We start from the raw sequence: 1149 nt of genomic DNA on the forward strand, positions 1-1149 counted from the left end.
TCCCGCTCGTCGGCGTGCCGCCGGCCCGGCTGCTCGCCGTCGTCACCCGCATCGTCGAGCGCACCACCGCGGCCGTCGACCCGGAGCGGCGCCGCGCCGCCTCCGTGGGCTTCATGACCTGGCCACCCGCACCGGGCCCGGCCCCGGCGGGTGAGCGGTGAACTGCCCGCACTGCGCCGCCGCTCTCCGGCGCAACCAGCGGACGGGCCGCGTGTGCGCGCACTGCCGGCAGCGCTTCGCGCTCGATCCGCGGGAGGACGGCAGGGGCATGCACGACCTGCGCCTCCGGCGCTGCGTCGAGCGTGCCACCGACGGCGGCCGCCTGACGGTCGCCCTCACCCAGTTGTGGTACCTGTCGCGGACCGGCAACTCCGCCCGGCCCGCGGTCGCACGGCGCGGCGTACCACCGGGGCTCCGGTGGCTGGTGGCCCTGCCGACCGCCGCCGCCCTCGTCGCCTGCGCGGTCCTCGTCCGAGCAGTACCGGCGTACATACCCCTGGCGGCCGCCCTCGGCGTCCTGGTGGCGGCGGCGGTCATGCGCCACCGCCCCGCGCGGGCCGCCGTCTCCGAGGTCCAGCCCTCCGAGGACACCTTCCGGCGCCTGATGACCGGGCACTGGACGACGACGTACGGGGGGCTGCCGGAGGGGGTGGTGGACGACCGGCCGGCACAGGGCACCGCCGGTCGGAACCCGACCGCACGCGGCGGATCCGCGACGGTGTCCCGACCGCGCGCCGTCGTCCTGTGCACCGACCGCGCGGTGTCGGTCTTCCTCCAGGAGAACGACATCCCGGGGCGCTTCCGGGCCGTCCTCGTCCATGTGCCGGAGCGGACCGGGTACTCGCGGTACGGGGCGCGGCCGCACAGGGAGGTAGTCAAGGAGGCGCTGCGCGGGATCGACGGGTTCCGGGCGGGGCTGCCGGTGGTCGTCCTGCACGACGCCGGCGTCCAGGGCGCCCTGCTGGTCCCGTTGCTCCGTGCCGCCCGGCCGGACCGGGTCGTGGTGGACGCCGGGCTGCCGGTGGCCGCGGTGAGGCACAACCGGGCCGTACGCCTGCTCAACGCCGCACCGTCCGCCGGTGCCGGTGCCAAGGAGCTCCGTACCGTGGCGGGGCTGTCCGAGGAGGACGCCGCCTGGCTCGCCGAGGG

General features: G+C 77.1%; 1 protein-coding gene. It reads left to right on the plus strand.

What is annotated here, in order from left to right; genetic code table 11:
* Positions 1-268 precede the first annotated feature (268 nt).
* Positions 269-1149: hypothetical protein (locus tag A4V12_RS38080; RefSeq protein WP_199831320.1), on the plus strand; the 881-nt coding region annotated here is incomplete at its 3' end.

Source organism: Streptomyces noursei, from assembly GCF_001646665.1.
GTDB classification, from domain to species: domain Bacteria; phylum Actinomycetota; class Actinomycetes; order Streptomycetales; family Streptomycetaceae; genus Streptomyces; species Streptomyces lavendulocolor.